This is a genomic window from Embleya sp. NPDC020630 (genome assembly GCF_044334985.1).
Taxonomy (GTDB): Bacteria; Actinomycetota; Actinomycetes; order Streptomycetales; family Streptomycetaceae; genus Embleya.
Window position 1 is genome coordinate 661,046 of record NZ_JBIRUB010000001.1, and the last position, 15,516, is coordinate 676,561.

The following is a 15,516-nucleotide window of genomic DNA, read 5'->3' on the forward strand; positions in this document are numbered from 1 at the left end:
GAGGAGGGCGGGACCGCGAATTCGCGCGGTCCCGCCCCGAGTCGATGCGCTCCGTGTGTGAAGTGGACGAAGTACGCAAAGTACGCCAAGTGCGCCAACTGCACGAAGCGTACAAAGTGTGCTCAGTCTGCGAGCAGTTCCGTGCGCAACCGGGTCAGGATGCGGCTGAGCAGGCGCGATACGTGCATCTGGGAGATGCCGAGCCGGGCGCCGATCTGGGCCTGGGTCAGTTCCTGGCCGAACCGCATCGACACGATCTCACGGTCCCGCTCCGGCAACGCGGCCAGCAGCGGCTTCAGTACGTGCAGGTTCTCCGCGACCTCGTAGCCGGGGTCGACGTAGGACGAACGGCCGGAGTAGCCGTCACCCGGACCGTCCTCCGAGGTGGGCGCGTCCAGCGAGGCGGCGGAGTAGCCGGCCGCCGCGGTCAGCCCCTCGGTGACCTCCTCGATGCTGAGGTCCAGGTATTCGGCCAGCTCGGCGGGAGTGGGTTCACGGTCGAATCGACCGGTGAACGCGTCGCGCGCGCGGGCCAGTTCCAGTCGCAACTCCTGAAGGCGCCGCGGCACGTGCACGGCCCAGCTGGTGTCCCGGAAGAAGCGCTTGATCTCACCCGAGATGGTGGGTATCGCGAAGGTGGGGAACTCGGTCCCGAACGAGGCGTCGAATCGGTCGATCGCCTTGATCAGTCCGATGGTGCCGACCTGGACCATCTCCTCGATCGACTCGTGCCGCGAGCGATAGCGGCCGGCCACGAACCGGACCAGGGGGAGATTGAGTTCGATCAGGGTGTTGCGCACGTACTGGTACTCGTGCGTGCCCTCCTCCAACACCCTCAGTCGGTCGAAGAGGACCTTGGACATCGCTCGCGCGTCACTCGCGGTCGGCTCCGCGTGATCCGGGGAGGCCAAGGTGTCGAAAACCCGGTCGGTGAACTCGTCGGACGTGCCGACCGAGGATTCCGGAGCCGAGGACGCGAGTGCCGGGAATGCGACGGAACGAGCCGTGTGAGCAATCTCCGCGGCGGCTGTGGTCGCGGTCGTCGTGCTCGGGTTCATCGTCTGCTTTCCCCTCTTGTCGTACACGGTGCGTGGGCGCAGTGCATTGTTCCGACGTCCGGGCATACTGCCCCGCCTCTTTCGGCGTACACCCCTTCGCCGCGGATTATTGCGATCCGGCCTCGACCCCACCCTACGCGCGTGCGGAGCCGGACCTACCCAGCAGTACCCACAGCAGGAACGGACCGCCCAGCACCGTGGTCACCACGCCGACCGGAATCTCCGCGCCGTCCAGGACGATTCGGCCCAGCATGTCGGCCAGCACGATCAGGATCGCGCCGACCAGCATCGAGCCGAGGATCGGCACCCGCAGCGGCCCGGTCAGCCGTGCGGCGATCACCGGCGCGGCCAGCGCGACGAAGCCCACCGGCCCGCAGATCCCGACCGCCAGACCCGCCAGGCAGACCGCCGCGACCAGGCAGATCAGCCGGATCCGGCCCGGATCCAGGCCGAGCGAGGAGGCGGTGGAGTCGTCGAAGCGCAACACGTCCAATTTGCGTCCGAGGGCGAGGGCGAGCGGGACCAGCACGGCGAGCCCGATCAGTACCGGCCACGCCACGCTGTAGCCGCGCCCGTTCAGGCTGCCCGAACTCCATACGTACAGCGCGCTCGCCGAGTTGAGCGATCGCCGGGCGAGCACCACCTGGGTGATCGCGGACGCCAGCGCGGACAGCGCCAGGCCGACCACCAGGACCCGATAGCCGCGTCGGCCCAGGCCGCCGGCAACCGCGGTGACCACCACGGCGGCGACGAGCGCGCCGACCGGTCCGGCCCACCACGCACCGAACGAGCCGCTCGCGCTGAAGCTGACCGAGACCAGCACGGCGGCGGTGGCGCCGTCGTTGACGCCGAGCAACTCCGGGGTGGCGAGCCGGTTTCGGGCCAGTGTCTGGGTCAGGCAGCCCGCGACGCCCAACGCCGCGCCCGCCGCCGCGCCGGCCACGATCCGACCCAACCGGAACTCGCGGACCAACAGCACGTCGAAGCGGTCGCCCCGGCCGAGAATCGCGTCGAAGGTACGGACCAGGCCCAGTTCGCGCCGGCCGGAGTACACCGACACCACGATCGCCGCAGCCAGCGCGACCGCGAGCAGCGTCGTAACCAGCACCGCCCGACCGGGCAACAGCAGGGAGAACCGGCCCCGGCGCAACACCAGATGCTCGGGCAACCGCCGAAGGCTCCGCCCGAGCGCAGCCGTACGCGCGTGCGCGCGCGCCGCCTCGTATTCGGGCACATCCTTGCCCTCACGCGCAGCCTCGCCCACCCGCGCCGCACCCGCCCCCGCGCCCCCGCGCCCGATCAGACGCCGCACCCGCGCCGCACCGCCGACACCCCCACCCGACGCCGCCACCGACTCCGGCGCGTCCGTCAGCCCCAGCGCGCCCAGCCGCCGCGACCGCACCACGCCGATCAACAGCGGCGCGCCGATCAGCGCCACGATCACCGAGACCGGCGCCTCGAACGGCCGAGCCACCACCCGGGCCGCGACGTCGGCGGCGGTCAGTACGGCCGCGCCGATCAGCGCGGAGAAGCACAGTTGGGCAAGGATGCGCGGACCGGCCAGCGTCCGGGCGAGGAAGCCGGCGAGCAGGCCGAGGAAGGAGATCGGGCCGACCAGGGCCACCGACGACGCGGTCAGCAGGGTCACCGACACCGCGACCACGGCCCGGGTCAGCGCCGGGCGATGGCCGAGCCCGCGAGCCAGGTCGTCGCCCAGGACCAGCGCCGACAACGACCGCGAGACCAGCACGGCGAGCACGAACCCGCCCGCGAGCACCGGCGCCAGGCTGCCGAGCGAGTCGAAGCCCTGGATGCCGGCCAGCGAACCGAGGATCCAGAAGCGGAAGTTGTCGTACGCCTCGGTGGAGTTGACGATCAGGATGTTGGTGATCCCGCCGAAGGTGGCGCTCAGCGCCGCGCCCGCGAGTACCAGTCGCATCGGCGAACCGCCGCCGCGCCGGGCGGAGATGGCCAGGACGAGCAGCCCGGCCACGGCGGCACCGGCGAACGCCCAGACCAGATAGCCGTATCCGGTCTGCACACCGACCAGGGTGATGCCGAGCACGACGCCGAGCGAGGCCCCCGCGTTGACCCCGAGCAGGCCGGTCTCGGCCAGCGGATTGCGGGTGACGGTCTGCAACAGGCAGCCCGCCGTGCCCAGCGCGGCGCCGGTGAGCAACGCGGTCAGCGTGCGCGGCAGCCGCAGGTCGCGAACGACCAGGGTCAGATGACTGTCGGAGCGGGCGCCGTGCCGGTTGAATATGTAGTCGAAGGCGCCGCCGACACCGACCTCGCCGGCGCCCACCGAAAGCGAGATCCCGGTCAGCACCACCACCGTCGCGGTCAGCGCGATCGCGGCGATCAGGACCGTACGCCGACCGGCCGCGCCCCCCGAGGGGTCGTCGCGGCGATCGTCCGAGTGCACCCCGGGCGTGGCGTCGGTGGACATGCTCGGCGGGCCACCCAGGTTTTGCAGAATCGGCTGATGCACAGTCATAAAGTGAGGCTAACCTAACTACCGAGCACCCTTGGAAGGCCGCATCACGCCGACTTCGAGCCCGCGCCGAGGGCCCCACCGGGATCGACCACGAGATCGATATTAGGTTAGGCTAACCTAAATCCCGACCAACGGGGTTGTGCTTGCCAAGGGGAGTTTCGTGCACCCATCAGACCTCGCCGGTCGCGTCGCGGTGGTCACCGGAGCCGCGCAGGGCATCGGTGCCGCCGTCGTGAGGGCCCTCGTCGACCACGGCGCGACCGTCGCCGCCACCGACCGCAATCCGACCGGCGTCAAGAACCTGATGGCCGACGACGGCACCGACGCGGTGATCGCCTACCCGCTCGATGTCACCGACGCCTCGGCGGTCGAGGCCACCATCGCCGCGATCGAGAGCCGGCTCGGGCCGATCGACATCCTGGTCAACGTGGCCGGCGTGCTGCACGTCTCGCCGGTGACCGAACTCACCGATCGGGACTGGGCCGACACCTTCGCGGTCAACACCACCGGGGTGTTCCACACCGGCCGGGCGGTGGCCGGATCGATGGCCGAGCGCGGGCGTGGCAGCATCGTCACGGTCGGCTCCAACGCGGCCGGCATCCCACGCACCGGGATGGCGGCCTACGCGGCATCCAAGGCCGCCGCCACGATGTTCACGATGTGTCTGGGACTCGAGCTGGCACGCAGCGGTGTGCGCTGTAACGTGGTCTCGCCGGGTTCCACCGACACCCCGATGCAACGCGCCCTGTGGACCGACCCCGAGGCGCCGAAGCGGGTGCTCGATGGCGATCCGGCGACGTGGCGCACCGGGATTCCGCTCGGCCGGATCGCGGACCCCGCCGACATCGCCGAGGCGGTCGTGTTCCTGGCCTCGGACCGAGCGCGGCAGATCACCATGCACAACATGTACGTCGACGGCGGCGCCACGCTGCACGTGTGACGAACGGGCGCCCCTCGTATGGGACTTCGGCCACGAGCCGCCCGGCGGAACGGCCATGCACCTGTACCCGCACGCACACCCGCATCGCAAACACCGCGCGCGGCGACCGGTACCGCAGACCGTGGCAGCGGACCGCGCGCACCGGTTCGACGTGCCCCACTCGCCCGGCCCACCGGCCGACCGGCCGGTCGTCGGTGCCGCACGGACTCCGTACCACCCCGTCGGAGAATCAAAGGAGCCTCAGGTGACCACCCCAGAAGCCACCGGCCTGGCCACAGTGGGCGCGGCGACCGCGCTGCTGGAGGCGTATCGTCCGGGCGACACACGCTTCTTCGCGTCCCCCACCCGCACCCTGCTCGCGCACGGCACCCAGGCCGAAGTCCCGCATGACGCAAGCCCGTTGCCGACCCGCGTGGCCGCGACACTGGCCGACGCGAGCCCGGTGGGCGGCCGGCCCCCGATCGTGCTCGGCGCGGTGCCGTTCGACCAGGGCGCACCCGCCGCGCTCGTGGTGCCCGGCACGATCGACTGGGGGCCGCCGCTGTCCGCCGACCCGCTGATCGCACTGGCCGCCCCCGCGCCGCCGCCGACCGACTGGGACATCCGTCCGGTACCCGCGCCGGAGACCTACCGCGCGGGCGTCGCGGAGGCCGTACGGCGCATGCGCGCCGGGGCGTTCGACAAGGTCGTGCTCGCCCGCACCCTGGAACTGCACGCGGCCGACCCGCCGGACATACCCGTCCTGTTGCAGCGCCTGGCCCGCCGCGACCCGCAGGGATACACCTTCGCGGTCCCGGCCACCCGGCCCGACCACACCCTGATCGGCGCCAGCCCCGAACTGCTCGTCTCCCGGCACGGCGACCGGGTGATCGCCAACCCGCTCGCCGGATCCGCCAAACGCAGCACCGACCTGGCCGAGGACGTACGCCGCGCGATGGCCCTGCTCGAATCCGAGAAGGACCTGCACGAACACGCCGTCGTGGTGGCGGCCGTGCGGGACGCGCTCGCCCCGCACTGCGCCACCCTGGAGATCCCCGAACGGCCGACCCTGGTCTGCACCGCCGCGATGTGGCACCTGTCCACCACCGTCACCGCCACCGTGGACCCGGAAAGGCGGCCCTCCGCATTGGAGTTGGCCTGCGCACTGCACCCGACGCCGGCCGTCTGCGGCACCCCGACCACCACCGCGCGGCAGACCATAGCCGACCTCGAACCCTTCGACCGGGGTCTGTACACCGGCATGGTCGGCTGGGGCGACGCGGACGGCGACGGCGAATGGGTGGTCACCATCCGCTGCGCCGAGGCGGCGAGCGACGTGCTGCGCCTGTACGCCGGTGCCGGGATCGTCGCGGAGTCCTCCCCGGACGCCGAAACCGCCGAGACCGAGGCCAAGTTCCGCACCTTCCTGCACGCCGTGGCGGGTGAACGATGAGCACCCCGAAGCCGCCGAGCACCGCGACCACGCCGAGCACCCCCAGCACCCCCAGCACCCCCAGCCCCGGCCCGCTCGCGCCCACCTGGCCCGCCGAGTTCGCCGAGCGCTACCGGGCGGCCGGTTGGTGGCGCGGCGAGACCTTCGGTGGCGTCCTGCGCGACCGCGCCGCCGCGCACCCGGACCGGGTCGCCATCGTGGACGGCGAACGCCACTGGACCTACCGCGACCTGGACGAGCGAGCCGACCGCGTCGCCGCCGGGCTGCTCGCGCTCGGCGTCGCCAGGGGCGAGCGAGTCGTGGTGCAACTGCCCAACGTGGCCGAGTTTTTCGCCGTGATCTTCGCCCTGTTCCGGATCGGCGCCCTGCCGGTTTTCGCGCTCCCCGCACACCGCCAGACCGAGATCGGCCACTTCTGCGCGTTCAGCGAGGCCGTCGCCTACGTGATCCCCGACGTGTCCGACGGCTTCGACCACCGCACCCTGGCAAGCGCCGTACAGGCGGTCACACCCACACTCCGGCACGTCCTGGTGGTCGGTGACCCGGGCGAACACACCGCGCTGGTCGACATCGAGCGCGACCCGGTCGAGATCACCGACCCCCCGGCCCCGGGCGATCTCGCCTTCCTGCAACTGTCCGGGGGCAGTACGGGCGTGCCCAAGCTGATCCCGCGCACCCACGACGACTACATCTACTCGCTGCGCGGCTCCAACGAGATCTGCGCGGTCGACGCGGACAGTGTGTACCTGTGCGCGCTGCCCGCCGCGCACAACTTCCCGCTCAGCTCGCCCGGCACGCTCGGCGCGCTGTACGCGGGCGCGCGCGTGGTGTTGTGCCCCAAGCCCACCCCCGACGTCGCCTTCGCGCTGATCGAACGCGAACGGGTGACCATCACGGGTGTGGTGCCGCCACTCGCCCTGGCCTGGACCGAAGCTGCCGAGCGCGGCGGCTTCGACCTGAGCAGTCTGCGCGTACTCCTCGTGGGCGGCGCCAAGTTCAGCGAGGAGGCGGCCCGCCGGATCACCCCGACCTTCGGCTGCACCCTGCAACAGGTGTTCGGCATGGCCGAGGGACTGGTCAACTACACCCGCCTCGACGACCCCGACGAGATCATCGTCACCTCACAGGGCAGGCCGATCTCCCCGGACGACGAGATCCGCATCGTCGACGACGCCGACGTCCCGGTCCCCGACGGCGAGACCGGACACCTGCTCACGCGCGGCCCCTACACCATCCGCGGCTACTGGAACGCCCCCGAGCACAACGCGAGATCGTTCACCGAGGACGGCTTCTACCGCACCGGCGACGTGGTCCGCAGACTCGCCTCCGGCCACCTCGTGGTGGAGGGCCGGGCCAAGGACCAGATCAACCGCGGCGGCGAGAAGGTGGCGGCGGAGGAGGTGGAGAACCACATCCTGGCCCACCCGTCCGTGCACGACGCGGCCGTGGTCGCCGTACCGGACGCCTACCTGGGCGAACGCACCTGCGCGTACGTGATCCTGCGCGCCGGCGCCGAACCGCTCAAGCCCGTGGCCATCCGCCGCTTCGTCCGCGAACGCGGCCTGGCCGGCTACAAGGTGCCCGACCACGTCGAGTTCGTCGAGACGTTCCCGTATACCGGCGTCGGCAAGGTCAGCAAGAAGGACCTGCGCGCGGCGATCGCGGCCGGACTGGCCACCCGGGCCGGTTGAGCGCGCGTCCACCCCCACACATCCACCTCCCGAAGGACCGCCTCCCCGATGGCACTCCCCAAGATCGCCCCCTATCCCATGCCGACCTCGGCCGACCTGCCGACGAATCGGGTGGACTGGACCGTGGACCCCACCCGCGCCGCGCTCCTCGTGCACGACCTCCAGAACTACTTCCTGTCCGCGTTCACCCCGAACGCCTCGCCGATCACCGAACTGCTCGCCAACGTCGCCCGCCTCAAGGACGACTGCGACCGACTCGGCGTACCCGTGGTCTACTCCGCCCAGCCCGGCGGCCAGACCGCCGAACAGCGCGGCCTGCAACAGGACTTCTGGGGCCCGGGGCTGCCCGACGACCTGGACGCGGCGGCCATCGCCGCACCGGTCGCGCCCGGCCCCGCCGACACCGTGCTCACCAAGTGGAAGTACAGCGCCTTCGTCCGCACCGAGTTGCGCCGCTGGATGCGCGACCTGGAGCGCGACCAACTGATCATCGTCGGGGTGTACGCGCACATCGGCGTGACCACGACCGCGTGCGACGCTTGGATGCAGGACATCCAGACGTTCGTGGTGGCCGACGCGGTGGCCGACTTCACCTCGGACAACCACCGCATGGCCCTGTCCTGGGCCGCCGCGAACTGCGCGGTGGTCACCGATACCGAATCACTCTTCGCGGGAAAGTAGACCGGACATGGCCCTGACCCTCGAACTGATCCGCACCGACGTGGCCGACATCCTCGGCGAGGACCCGGCGGACATCCCGGACAACGAGAACCTGGTCGACTACGGCCTGGACTCGGTGCGGGTGATGGCGCTGGTCGAGCGCTGGACCCGCGACCACGGGGTGAGCGTGGACTTCGCCGACCTGGCGGAGCGGCCGACACTGGAGGGGTGGTCCGAACTGCTCGCGCCCAGGCCGTAGTCGCCCGGTTCACGGGTGGCGTGGATCCGGGGCGCACAGGGCGTGGTCGATCAGCGCCCGGGTCGCCGCGTCCACCCGTGCACCGCCCGCCTCGTCGTTCTCGTCGACGCCGTTGCGCACCACCAGGACCGCGCGACTCCCGTCGCCGGTGACGCCGTTCTCGCTGGAGAAGCCCAGATCGTCGCCGCCGTGTTGCCAGTACCGACCACCGCAGCTCAGCCCGGTGCTTTCCAGGCCCAGACCGTAACCGCGCCCGGGTTCGTCGGGGATCGGATGGGTGCGTTGCATCTCGGCCAGCTCGGCGGGACCGAGCAGCCGGCCGGACAACAATGCGACGAAGAACCGGTCGATGTCGCTCGGCGTGCCGTGGATGGCGCCCGACGCGTCGGCGACGGTGTGGTTGAGCACGGTGGTGTCGGTCGGCCGGGTGTCGCCCGTGAACGTGTGCTGCGCCTGTGCGTGCGGGCGCGGCAGGTACGGATCGTCGCCCGGGACGCGGGTGTCGTGCAGACCGAGCGGGCGGATGATGCGATCCCGGACCTCCTCGCCCCACGAGCGGCCGGTGACCTGCCGGATGATCAGGCCCACCAGAACGTAGTTGGTGTTCGAGTACGCCCACGAACTCCCCGGCTCGAAGCGGCTCGGCAGGGTCAGCGCGGCGGCGACCAGATCCTCGGCCCGGTAGTGCCGGAAGCGGTTCTCCAGGTAGCCGCGCGCCGAGTACAGGGCGGGTACGGCGGCGGGCAGCGCGGTGTAGCCGGGGATGCCGCTGGTGTGCTGGAGCAGGTGGCGCAGGGTGATCCGGCGGCCGTCGTTGCCGTTGCCGCGCACCACACCCGGAAGCCAGGTCTCGATCGGGGAGTCGAGCCGCAACCGGCCCTCGGCGACCAGTTGGAGGGCGACGGTGGCGACAAATGTCTTGGTCGTGCTGCCGGTGCGGTAGTGGCCGTTCGGGGGCAGCGGCCGACCGGAGTGGAGTTCGGCCTCGCCGCTGCGGGCGGTACGGACGGTGGTGGGCCCGCCGGGCGCCGGGCGAGCCGTGTAGTACACGGTGACGCCGATCGCGCCGGCCGCGTGGACCGCGTCGGTATCGCGTTGGAGGCCGGAGGCACGGGCGTCGGCGCTCGCCGAGCCCGGGGCGGCCGCCGTCAGGGTCAGGGCGATGCCCAGGGCGAGGGCCGCCGGGCGTAACAACCTTCCGTGGATCCGATTCGGCGCGGTCATCGTGGCGCACTCCCTTCGGGGCAGAGCAGGCGGTCGGTGAGCTGTTGCACGGCCACCTCGGCACGCAGGCCGTGTTCGTCGTCCGTGTAGGTGCCGTTGGCCACGATCACCACGCTGCGCCGGCCGTGCTCGGTGACGCCCATGCGGATCTTGGAGCCCTCGACGTCCCCGCCGTGGCCCCAGCGATACCCGCCGCACGGCAGCGGTTGGCGCATCAGGCCGAGGCCGCACCGCACACCCGGCATCACCTGCTCGAAGTCGGGCGGCATCGGCACGGTCTCGCGCATCAGCGCGAGTTGCGCCGGCGGGAGCAGCCGGCCGCGCAGCAGCGCGGTGAAGAAACGCTCCAAGTCGGCGTGCGTGGTGACCAGTTCGCCGGCGGCGTCGGCCCAGGACATGGCGCGTACGGTCGTGTCCACCCACTCGTCCCGGTCCGGGAAGCGGTGGTACGAGTGGGCGTACGGCGCGGGCAGGGTCGGGTCGTCGCCGGGGGCGTGGGTGCCGGTGAGACCGAGCGGTCGAAGCACCCGGGCGCGCACCTCCTCGGCCCAGTGTCGGCCGGTGATCCGCTCGATGATCATCCCGGCCAGGACGTAATTGGTGTTCGAGTACTCCCAGTTCGGCGCCGGGTCGTCGGTCGAGGCGGGCGGGAAGCTCGGGGGGAACCGCAGCGCGGCGGCGACGAGTTCGGCCGGCCCCGTGTGGCGGAACCGCAGCCGTTCGAAGTCGGCTGCGGTGTCCCCGAGTTCGATGGTGTAGTTGTGCAGCCCACTGGTGTGGCGCAGCAGGTTGTGCACGCTCACCCGGCGTCCGTCGTTGCCGTTGCCGGCCACCACGCCCGGCAGCCACCGGTCCACCGGATCGGTGAGCGACAACCGCCCCTCGGCGACCAGTTGCAGGACGACGGTGGCCACGAACGCCTTGGTGGCACTGCCTGCCCGCAACGCGCCGCCGCGCGGCATCGGTTGCCCGGTGTGCAACTCGCCGGGTCCGGCACTTGCCTCGATCCGCTCGGACCCGTCCCGGAGCAGGATCGCGACATTGACGTAGCCACCCTCGCGCAGCAGCCACTCCGCCTCCCGACGCAGTCGTACACCACTCACCCGGGCCCGCTGCGTGCCGGCGGCAGCGGTTGCGGGCACGGTGGCGGCCACGGCGGACCCGGCCAGTGTCACGGCCAGTACACAGCAGCGACGACGGGTCACGACGGTGGGATTGCCGGGCAGGTGGATCGTATTCGGGAACACGCCGACTCCTCGGGGACGTACGGGTCTCCCCCGAGGGTCCCGCCCGGCGGGGTGCCGCAACGACCGTGCGGACACCCGAACCGGCCGGGGTGCAGCCCGGTGTGCGGAGGTGGGGTGAACCGAACCGGCCGGGTTAGAGTCGGGGCATGGCAACAGACGAGGCGACGACCGTTCGGGTCGACAGTTGGATCTGGTCGGTGCGGCTGACCAAGACCCGCTCGCTTGCCGCCGCGGCCTGCAAGGCCGGGCACGTGCGGGTCAACGGGGACAAGGTCAAGCCCGCCCAGACCGTCAAGATCGGGGACGAGGTGCGGGTGCGCGTGGACGGCTACGAGCGGATCGTCGTGGTCAAGCGCGTCGTGCGCAAGCGGGTCGGGCCGCCGGTGGCCGCCGAGTGCCTGACCGACAACAGCCCGCCGCGTCCGCCTCGGGACGAGCTCCTGATGGTTCCCCAGCGCGACCGTGGCACGGGCCGCCCGACCAAGCGCGACCGTCGCCTCTTGGAGCAGTTCCGCGAACACTGATCGAGAACACCGACCGACGGCGCGGTGGGCCCACCGAGCGGAGTGGGCCCACCCACGCGGGTCAGAGCGCGGTGGATCCCGTGGACCCCTCGTTCTTCGCAGCGCCCGCCGAACCGGGAGACCCGGCAGCCCCCGCCGACCCCGCCCACTCGACCACGGCGTCCCTCGGTGCCACCGCGCGCGGCAGCGTCTCGCCCCGGAAGAACGACGGCGCGACGAACCGGTACCCGAGCATCAGTACCGCGCCCAGCACCAGCGCGCCGATCCCGGTCAGGAACACCCCGCCGAGCTGCCAGTGCGGCGCGAACGGCAGGGTCCAGTACGTCGTGCCGTAGTCCTTGTCCGAGTAGACGTAGCAGGCGTCGATGAAGAAGTACGCCAGCAGTGCGCCGCCGAGCCCCGGCATGACGCCCTTGGTGATCAGGTCGCGCCGGCTGCGGGTGAGCACGCGCCGGTGGTACCAGACGCAGGCGAAACCGGTGATGCCGTAATAGAACGCGATGGCCAGGCCGATCGAACCGATCGAGTCGGTCAGTACATTCGTGCTGACCCGGGTGATCGCCACGTAGAAGGCCACCGACGCGATCCCCATGCCGACCGTGGACCAGGTCGGCACCTGGTTGCGGGTGTGCACGCGCGCGAACTTCTCCGGGATGGCCCGGTGCGCGGCCATCGACAGCGCGGTGCGCGCGGTCGGCAGGATGGTCGTCTGGGTGGACGCCGCCGACGAGGTCAGCACCATGAACACCAGCAACTTGGCCATGAACCAGCCGAATCCGACACTGCCGAAGACGCTCGAACCGAGGCCGGACAGTACGTCCCCGGAGTTGTCCGGGTTGGCCAGACCGCTGCCGGTGTCGCCGGCGCCCGCGAAGGACAGCGCCGAGGTGCTGATCAGGACGTAGATCAGCAGCAGCAGGACGGTCGAGATCACCGCGGCCCGGCCGGGGGTGCGCGCGGAGTCCGCGGTCTCCTCGTTGATCGACACGGCCGTGTCCCAGCCCCAGTAGATGAACACCGCGGCCAGGACGCCCTTCGTCAGCGCGTCGACGGAGTCGATCTCGAACGGGTTGAACCAGGATCCCGCGATGTGGACCGAGCCATCGGGGGCGTTGCCGAAGTAGACCTTCCAGAGCGCGGTGAGGCCGAGGGCGACCAGGACCACGATCTCGATGGTCAGCAATACCTTCTGCAGGTTGGCGGACAGTTCGATGCCGACATAGCAGATCCAGGTCATCAGGATGATCCAGACCACGCCCGCGAAGGTGGTCCAGAACGTGTCCTCGGCGAGGCCGTGGGCGCCGACCAGTTGGAAGCCGTACTGGCCGGCGATCTGCGCGAGGTTGGCCATCACGATGACGTCCGCGACGATGATGGCCCAACCGCCCATCCAGCCGGTCATCGGGCCGAACGTGCGTGATCCCCAGGTGAAGGTGGTGCCGCAGTCCGGGTTGTCCTCGTTGAGTTCCTTGTAGCCGTAGGCGATCAGGAACATCGGGACGAAGGCCAGGACCATGACGATCGGCGATTGCAGGCCGACGCCCGCGACGATGATGCCGAGGGTGGCGGCCAGGCTGTAGGCCGGTGCGGTGGAGGCGAGCCCGATCACGACGCTGGACACGAGGCCCAGGGCGCCGGTCTTGAGGCCCTTCTCGCCGGCTGCGCGACGCAGGGGCGGTTCGGGTGAGGAGGGTCTTGCGGGGTCGGTGGAGACCATGGCGAACCGTCCTGTCCTAGACGGGTGGTTTCTACCCGTTCGACCGAAAACGGACCATTGCAGCAGGGGATCAGATTAGACCCCCCGGCAAGCCCTCCGGCAGCCCCGAAGGCCGGAAAAATCAAGGGAACTGATGCTGCGTCAGCCGCATGGGACGGCAGGTGTCGCGGGGTGCGGCGGGGCGGTTACCGTCGGCCACGAAGTCGACACGGCGCGGCCGGCGCCGGGCGCCGTTCAGGCCGGCGCCCGGGTCGCTTCGGCCGCCGAGTGCTCGGCGGTCGGCTGCGCGGCGGTCGGCTGCGCGGCGTGCGCGGAGGTACGCCCGCGCATGCGGGAGTCCGTCCAGGCGCTCGCCAGCGCGATCAGGCCCAGGGCGACGCCGACCCACGCGACGGCGGCGTAGTCGAAGCCGGCCGCGATCACCCGGCCGCCGAGCAGCGGGCCGACGGTGATGCCGACGTTGAACGCCGCCGTGTTGGTCGCGCCGGCGAGCGTGGGGGCGTCGGACGCGATGGCGAACACGCGGGCGTTGACGGCCGGGTTGGCCGCGAAGCCGCCGGCGCCGAGTAGGAAGACCAGGACGAGGGTGGCCGGCACGTTCCGCGCGGTCAGCGCGAGCAGCAGGGACACGACCACGACCGTGCCGAGGCTGCCGTACAGGGTGCCGAACGGGTGCTCGTCGGCCAGCCGTCCGCCGACCGTGATCCCGACCACCGCGCCCACCCCGTACCAGGACAACACCAGCGGCACCCACGCCTCGCTGATCCCGGTGGTGTTGGTCAGCATCGTGCCGAGGTAGCTGAACACCGCGACCACGGCACCGAAACCGGCCGCCGTCGTGGTGTAGGCGACCCACAGTCGCGGCCGGCGCATGGAGCGCAGTTCGGCCCGGACCGAACGCGGCGCCTCGTTCGCGGTGTGACCGCCGGGCAGGACCGCGAACACCGCGACCGTGCTCAGCGCGGTGAGCACGGCGACCGCCCAGAAGGCCGCACGCCAGCCGGCCCAGTTGCCGATCATGGTGCCGAGCGGGAGGCCGACCACGGTGGCCAGGGACAACCCGCCCGCGACCACCGCCATCGCCTTGGCCCGCGCGTTCGGGGCGACCAGGCCGATCGCGGTGACGGCCGCCACCGCCCAGAAGCCGGCATAGGCGATGGCGCTGACCACGCGGGTGGCGAGCACCACCCAGTAGCCGGGGGCGAGCGCGCCGACCACGTGGCCCAGGATGAACACGGCCTGGAAGGCGATCAGAGCGGTACGCCGGGGCCAGTGCAGGGTGAGTACGGCGAGCAGGGGCGCGCCGACGACCATGCCGACGGCGAAGGCCGAGATCAGCAGCCCGGCGTCGGGGATGGAGACGCCGAGGTCGGCGGCCATCGTCTCCAGCAGTCCGGAGAGCATGAATTCCGAGGTGCCTTGCGCGAATATGCCGAGTCCGAGGATGTAGACGGCCAGAGGCATGGGGGTACTCCCGAGTCGGTGGTGCGGTATGCGTTCATGTTTTGGAACATGCGGTTCAAAACCAGGGCGTGCGTGAGCGAGGCCCAGGGGAGCGGTGGGCGCCGTGTCGGCTCGCCGGACAGGACCTAGAGCGCCGCCAGTGTCGTCTCCGCGATCGCCGTCAGTCCCGCACGGTCGACCCCGTTGCGGGCGGCGAGTCGGATTCCCGACACCGCGCCGATCACGGCGTGCGCGAGAGCGTCGGCGTCCTTGTCCCGGTCGATGTCGCCGTCGAGCCGTCCGGCGTCGATCGCGGCCTTGATCGCCGCGTGCCGGCGACGGTAGTCGCGTTCGAGCACCGCGGTCACCTCGGCGTCGCGCCCGGACAGTTCGATCGCGGTGTTGACCACCAGGCAGCCGCGCCGGTCGCCGGGGTTGTCGGTCTCGTCGACCACGATCGAGGTCAGCAGGTCGCGGATCTTGTCGCGTACGGGACGATCGCTCTCCAGGTTCGCGACCTGGACGCTCGTCATGTGCTCGATGTAGCGCCGCAGTGCGCGCAGGAACAGCTCGCGCTTGCTGCTGAACGTGTTGTAGATGCTGCTGCGGCCGAGGCCGGTCGCGTCGCACAGATCCTGCGTCGAGGTGGCCTCGTAGCCCGCCCGCCAGAACGCGTCGAGCGCGGCCTGGACCGCCTGCTCCTCGTCGAACTTCCGTGGTCGGGCCATGCGGAGCACGCTAGCAGGTTTTGTAATGAGCAGTCCAATAAGGTTGATCGCTCCCGACCGTCGACGGCGCGCGCCGGAGAGGGAAGGATTGTCGAC

At 71.1% G+C, this 15,516-nt stretch carries 13 protein-coding genes; 6 read left to right on the forward strand and 7 right to left on the reverse strand.

Features of this window, described 5'->3' with window-relative positions; all coding sequences use genetic code 11:
• Positions 1-122 precede the first annotated feature (122 nt).
• Positions 123-1,058 carry a SigB/SigF/SigG family RNA polymerase sigma factor gene (locus ACH4XV_RS02740; RefSeq protein WP_395786453.1) on the reverse strand — a complete coding sequence of 312 codons (936 nt, stop codon included), beginning with the start codon at positions 1,056-1,058 and terminating at the stop codon, positions 123-125.
• Positions 1,059-1,191: 133 nt separating this feature from the next.
• The gene (gene fhuB, locus ACH4XV_RS02745) at positions 1,192-3,555 is read right to left on the reverse strand and encodes a Fe(3+)-hydroxamate ABC transporter permease FhuB (protein ID WP_395786455.1); all 2,364 of its coding nucleotides are present in this window, start codon (positions 3,553-3,555) and stop codon (positions 1,192-1,194) included.
• Between the two features lie 160 nt (positions 3,556-3,715).
• Between fhuB and ACH4XV_RS02750 the strand changes: the two genes are divergently transcribed.
• The 5 genes from ACH4XV_RS02750 to ACH4XV_RS02770 all read left to right on the forward strand — a co-directional run bounded on the left by ACH4XV_RS02750 (position 3,716) and on the right by ACH4XV_RS02770 (position 8,537).
• Positions 3,716-4,495, forward strand: a complete 780-nt coding sequence (locus ACH4XV_RS02750) for a 2,3-dihydro-2,3-dihydroxybenzoate dehydrogenase (protein WP_395786457.1) — start codon at positions 3,716-3,718, stop codon at positions 4,493-4,495.
• 244 nt (positions 4,496-4,739) lie between these two features.
• Positions 4,740-5,927 (forward strand): isochorismate synthase DhbC, encoded by a 1,188-nt coding sequence (dhbC, locus tag ACH4XV_RS02755; RefSeq protein ID WP_395786459.1) that lies wholly within the window; start codon positions 4,740-4,742, stop codon positions 5,925-5,927.
• Complete coding sequence (locus ACH4XV_RS02760; protein ID WP_395786461.1) at positions 5,924-7,618, forward strand: (2,3-dihydroxybenzoyl)adenylate synthase; 1,695 nt, start codon at positions 5,924-5,926, stop codon at positions 7,616-7,618. The genes dhbC and ACH4XV_RS02760 overlap by 4 nt, the downstream gene beginning before the upstream one ends.
• A gap of 48 nt (positions 7,619-7,666) precedes the next feature.
• The gene (locus tag ACH4XV_RS02765; RefSeq protein ID WP_395786463.1) at positions 7,667-8,299 is read left to right on the forward strand and encodes an isochorismatase family protein; all 633 of its coding nucleotides are present in this window, start codon (positions 7,667-7,669) and stop codon (positions 8,297-8,299) included.
• A gap of 7 nt (positions 8,300-8,306) precedes the next feature.
• Positions 8,307-8,537, forward strand: a complete 231-nt coding sequence (locus ACH4XV_RS02770) for a phosphopantetheine-binding protein (RefSeq protein ID WP_395786465.1) — start codon at positions 8,307-8,309, stop codon at positions 8,535-8,537.
• A 9-nt stretch (positions 8,538-8,546) separates the two neighbouring features.
• On the opposite strand, the gene ACH4XV_RS02775 is transcribed toward ACH4XV_RS02770, so the two are convergent.
• Both ACH4XV_RS02775 and ACH4XV_RS02780 read right to left on the reverse strand, forming a co-directional pair.
• Positions 8,547-9,761 carry a serine hydrolase domain-containing protein gene (locus ACH4XV_RS02775; protein ID WP_395786467.1) on the reverse strand — a complete coding sequence of 405 codons (1,215 nt, stop codon included), beginning with the start codon at positions 9,759-9,761 and terminating at the stop codon, positions 8,547-8,549.
• Positions 9,758-11,008 (reverse strand): serine hydrolase domain-containing protein, encoded by a 1,251-nt coding sequence (locus ACH4XV_RS02780; RefSeq protein ID WP_395786469.1) that lies wholly within the window; start codon positions 11,006-11,008, stop codon positions 9,758-9,760. Before ACH4XV_RS02780 ends, ACH4XV_RS02775 begins: the two co-directional genes overlap by 4 nt.
• A gap of 146 nt (positions 11,009-11,154) precedes the next feature.
• On the opposite strand from ACH4XV_RS02780, the gene ACH4XV_RS02785 reads away from it, so the two are divergent.
• Entirely contained in the window at positions 11,155-11,532 is a 378-nt protein-coding gene (locus ACH4XV_RS02785; protein WP_395786471.1) for an RNA-binding S4 domain-containing protein, read from the forward strand.
• A gap of 61 nt (positions 11,533-11,593) precedes the next feature.
• Here ACH4XV_RS02785 and ACH4XV_RS02790 read toward each other — a convergent pair whose 3' ends face one another.
• The 3 genes from ACH4XV_RS02790 to ACH4XV_RS02800 all read right to left on the reverse strand — a co-directional run bounded on the left by ACH4XV_RS02790 (position 11,594) and on the right by ACH4XV_RS02800 (position 15,420).
• On the reverse strand, positions 11,594-13,249 hold the full coding sequence (locus tag ACH4XV_RS02790) for an APC family permease (RefSeq protein ID WP_395786473.1): 1,656 nt from the start codon (positions 13,247-13,249) through the stop codon (positions 11,594-11,596).
• Positions 13,250-13,483: 234 nt separating this feature from the next.
• A complete protein-coding gene (locus tag ACH4XV_RS02795; RefSeq protein ID WP_395786475.1) occupies positions 13,484-14,713 on the reverse strand; it encodes a Cmx/CmrA family chloramphenicol efflux MFS transporter in 1,230 nt (409 codons plus the stop codon).
• Positions 14,714-14,838: 125 nt separating this feature from the next.
• On the reverse strand, positions 14,839-15,420 hold the full coding sequence (locus ACH4XV_RS02800; RefSeq protein ID WP_395786477.1) for a TetR/AcrR family transcriptional regulator: 582 nt from the start codon (positions 15,418-15,420) through the stop codon (positions 14,839-14,841).
• Between the last annotated feature and the right edge of the window lie 96 nt (positions 15,421-15,516).